Source organism: Armatimonas sp., assembly GCF_964826245.1.
Window position 1 is genome coordinate 1 of record NZ_CBAYMC010000318.1, and the last position, 4075, is coordinate 4075.

Below are 4075 nucleotides of genomic sequence, written 5' to 3' on the forward strand. Positions count from 1 at the left end.
TGAAGCTCTCAAAGCCCCCAAAGAGCGGGTTGGTGTAGACCAGCTTCTCTGGGTTGCCCGCCGGGTAGAGAGTGGCCTACCGGTACATGTCATCAATCACGATGCGTACGCCTGATCCCGCGACCTCACAGCGCTCCATGGGGTGGCCGCGCTCGATATCATACGATCCGGTCAGGCCGCCGACCACACCGTTCTTAAACTGCATCGAGAAGTGTGCCGTGGTCCAGATCTTTCGGCCGGGCGCGATGGTCGCAAAACACTGCACGCGCTCGATATCGCCGCAGAAGTGCCGCATGACATCGACCGTGTGCGGGTGCAGGGCTTTGATCTGAAAGTACGGTGAGCTCTCGGTGGGGTTCATGATCCACATGCTCATGTTGATAAAGAGCAAGTGTCCCAGCCGCCCCTCGCTCTGCCACTTCTTCGCAATCCGCGCTGCCGGGGTAAACCGGTGGTTCAGGTTGATGCCGTAGCAGAGGTTCTTCTCTTTGGCCAGCGCCACCATCTCCTCCGCCTCGGCGATCGTGTTGGAGATGGGTTTCTCGCCCAGCACGTGGCAGCCCGCCGCCAGCGCCTGCATGGTCGGCGCGTAGTGGTCGCTGCCGTACTCGTAGCCGCCGGTTGCCACGCTCACGATATCAGGCTGGAGCGCGGTCAGCATCTGCTCGACATCATAAAATGCCGGGACACCCAGCCGCGCCGCACCCGCATCCGCCCGCGCCCGGTCGCGGTCACAGACCCCGACCAGCTCCGCGAGCGGACTCAGCTTGTACATGTCGGCATGACGGTTCCCGATCACCCCCATGCCGATCACACAGACTCGTTGCATGGCTACTTGATCGTCACCACGGTCCCGGTCTCCCAGGACTCGATAATGGCCTCGATGATCTTCTGGACATGGAGCGCCGCCGCGCCTGAGGCATCAATCTCGTCTGGCGAATCACCCGCGATATTCTGCTCCACCCACTTGCCAATGCGCGAGGGAAAAGTCTCGCTAAAGCCCATCATGCCGCCCAGATAGTCATACGTCTCGGTCTGGCGGGAGCGGCGCGGGTAGAACGTCAGGTGCTCACAGGCATCGAGCAGCACAAAGCGCCCCTCGGAGCCGACCACTTCGAGTGTTTCGAGGCCGTAGCTTCCGCCCGCATCGTAGCTTCCCGTTAAGTGCCCGATAATGCCGTTCTTAAAGAGTAAGTTGACTTGCATATTCGACCAGCAGACACGCTTGCCATCCGGGCCATCGGCCTTGGGACCGCGCTTGAAGAACGCCTGCACTTTCTCGACATCGCCGCCGAAGTAGCGCATGACATCGAGTGAGTGTGGGTGCAGAGCGCGCACATGGAACCAGGGCGAGGACTCATTGGGGTTGTTGATCCACATCGTCATGTTGATGATATTGAGCTCGCCTAGCCGCCCCTCATTGATCCACTCCTTGCCGCGCAGTGCCGCCGGTGTGAACCGATGGTTTAGGTTAATGCCGTAGCGCAGGTTCTTCTCTTTGGCCAGTGCGACCATCTCTTCCGCATGCGTGATGTTATTGGAGATCGGCTTCTCGCCCAGCACCGGAATTCCCGCCGCCAGAAGTTCCATGGTTGGAACGTAGTGATCGCCACCGTTTTCCACGCCCGCGGAGCAGACACTCACGGCATCGATCTGAATCCCGCTCGCCAGCATGTCTGCGATGGAGTAGAACCCCGGACAGCCGTACTTCTCGGCGGCTTTGTCGGTGCGCTCCTGCACAATATCGCAGACGGCGACCAGCTCGCAGTCTTCCCGCTTCATATAAACACCCGCGTGGGTATTGCCAATTCCACCAAGGCCAACTACGGCCACTTTTAAGCTCATGATTACCTCTCCCCACCCCGATTAGAACGGGGTGGCTGTAGAGCGCTTCGCGCTACGAAGGCCGCAAGCGGCCATGTCAATAACTCAACTAGGATGGCCGGAACGGCCTTTGTAGCCGCAGGCTCTCCAGTCCCGCCCCTCTAACGGGCGGGACTTATTTCCCCTGCAGCTTTGCTGCTTGATTGGGGTCGCCGATATGCATCGTGTCGTAGGCCTGCTGGCTGGTCTTGAACGGCCCGACTCCCGTGTGTCCGTGCCAGTCGCCTTGGGTGTGGATCGGGTTCGTGAGGCCCGTCTCCGCCTCGCGCCTCGCGATCCAGGCATCCATGCGCGATTTGAGATGCGCCACCACCTCGGGCTCGCTCTCCGCCAAGTTGTGGTTCTCGTCGGGGTCCTGGATTAGGTTGTAGAGCTCGACCTCGGGCTTGAAGTGAAAATCAGGCTCCAGCGCGACAATCAGCTTCCACTCCGGGGTGCGCCAGCCGTGCTTGCGCATCCAGGTGCACTCGGTGATGTAGATCTCGCTCTCGTGGGAAACTTCGTCGCCAGAGATGAGCGGGAGGACACTATTGCCATCGAAGCTGCGCTCGGTCTCGATCCCCGCCAGCTCCAGAACAGTCGGCACCAAATCTTTATGTTGCGTGTAGCCCGAGACGCGCTGGCCCGCCGGAACCTTGCCGGGGTAGCGGATGATCAGCGGCACATGGAGGGTCGTGTCGTAGATTCCGTGATGGTCGAACCAGCACTCGTGGTCGTAGAGCGTCTCGCCGTGGTCGCCGTTAAGGATGATCAGAGTCTCATCGTAGATGCCATGTGCCTCGAGGGCCGTGAAGATCGTCTGGATGCAGGCGTCCATGTAGGCAATCGCGCCGTCGTACTGCGCGATCACGTAGTCCTTGTCGGAGATTCCCGGCGGCATCCAGCTGGCGAAGAAGTCGCAGAAGGGCTTGAAGCTCATCACGGGCTCCATGGACTTGTTCTCGGGGTCGGACTCGTTGCCGTGGTAGAACATTCGCTCGTAGGGCGCGGGCGGCAGATACGGCGCGTGCGGGTCCATGTGGCGCAGGAAGAGAAAGAACGGGGCCTCGCCCTTTACTAATTCGTCTAGCTCGGGGATCGCGACTTGGTTGAGGTTCTCTGCCTTGGGGCTGCGGCCCTCGTTCCAGCTTCCCCAGCCGGCGAAGTTTAAGTACTTGTCGAAGCCACGGGCGCTGGGGTTGCCGCTAAAGCCAACACAAGTCGTGGTGTAGCCCGCCTCTTTGAGCAGCTCGGCCAAGGTCGGCACTTCCTCACGGAGCGGGCCTTTGTGGCGCAGCGCGACCACTTGCGTGGTAAACACATCCTGCCCCGTCAGCATCGAGCCGTAGGCGCTGGTGGTGGGGATGTGGGCGCTGATATTGTGCTCAAACAGCGTCCCCTGGGAAGCGAAGCGGTCCAGGTGCGGAGTCGTGTTTCGGTGGTAGCCGTAGCAGCTCATGTGATCCGCTCGCAGTGAGTCCACCGCAAGCAAGACGATATTGGGATGTTTTTTCATAATTTCTCCTCCCCCCCAGCCCCCGTGCAACGGGGGGGGAAACACGGTATTCCTTATTGTTCCCCCGCCGGGCGGGGGTTAGGGGGGAAACTCACTCTCTTGCCCTCACGGGCGCTTTCGTAGGCGGCGAGGCACATCTCAGCGCTAATTTTCCCATCGCGGGCGGTGATGCTCGGCGGATTGCCTGCCTTGAGGTTGTCGAGAAAGGGGCGCGGGATCGCGGCGAGGCGCTCGCCGTGGTTGGCGGGCAGGGGGTAGTCGAATGTCTCCCACTTGCCCGTGCTCTTGCGAAAGAGCTTCAGCGCGACCGCATTTTCCGGCGCGTGGCCCACGGAGACGCCATCATCGTAGTTCTGGATAATCACGCCCTCGTCGCCGTAGATCTCGCAGGTGTTCTCACTCGCCAGGGTCACGGAGCTATTGAAGAGCACGCCCATCGTCCCGGACTCCCAGCGGTAGAGCGCGATCCCGGTGTCGTCGGGGGCGACCGTGGTGAGGATATTGTCGATCTCGGCCATGACACTCACGGGCTTGCCGAGCAGCCAGTAGAGGAAGTCGGCGGCGTGGACGGCATCATCGAAGAACATCCCGACATTGGCGAGCGGATCGATGTGCCAGGCGCTTGGGCCGGTGGTGATCGTCGGGTTGAACAAAAAATTAATGCAGTGTCGGCGCCGCAGCGAGCCGATACGCCCC

The 4075-nt window shown here is 60.9% G+C and carries 4 protein-coding genes; all 4 read right to left on the reverse strand.

Features of this window, described 5'->3' with window-relative positions:
- Positions 1-76: 76 nt before the first annotated feature.
- Positions 77-829 (reverse strand): Gfo/Idh/MocA family protein, encoded by a 753-nt coding sequence (locus AC1XOS_RS20520; protein ID WP_481964074.1) that lies wholly within the window; start codon positions 827-829, stop codon positions 77-79.
- A gap of 2 nt (positions 830-831) precedes the next feature.
- Positions 832-1845 carry a Gfo/Idh/MocA family protein gene (locus AC1XOS_RS20525; protein WP_481964075.1) on the reverse strand — a complete coding sequence of 338 codons (1014 nt, stop codon included), beginning with the start codon at positions 1843-1845 and terminating at the stop codon, positions 832-834.
- Positions 1846-1999: 154 nt separating this feature from the next.
- A complete protein-coding gene (locus AC1XOS_RS20530; RefSeq protein ID WP_481964076.1) occupies positions 2000-3379 on the reverse strand; it encodes a sulfatase family protein in 1380 nt (459 codons plus the stop codon).
- A 53-nt stretch (positions 3380-3432) separates the two neighbouring features.
- A partial coding sequence (locus AC1XOS_RS20535; protein ID WP_481964077.1) for a Gfo/Idh/MocA family protein occupies positions 3433-4075 on the reverse strand: 643 nt, incomplete at its 5' end.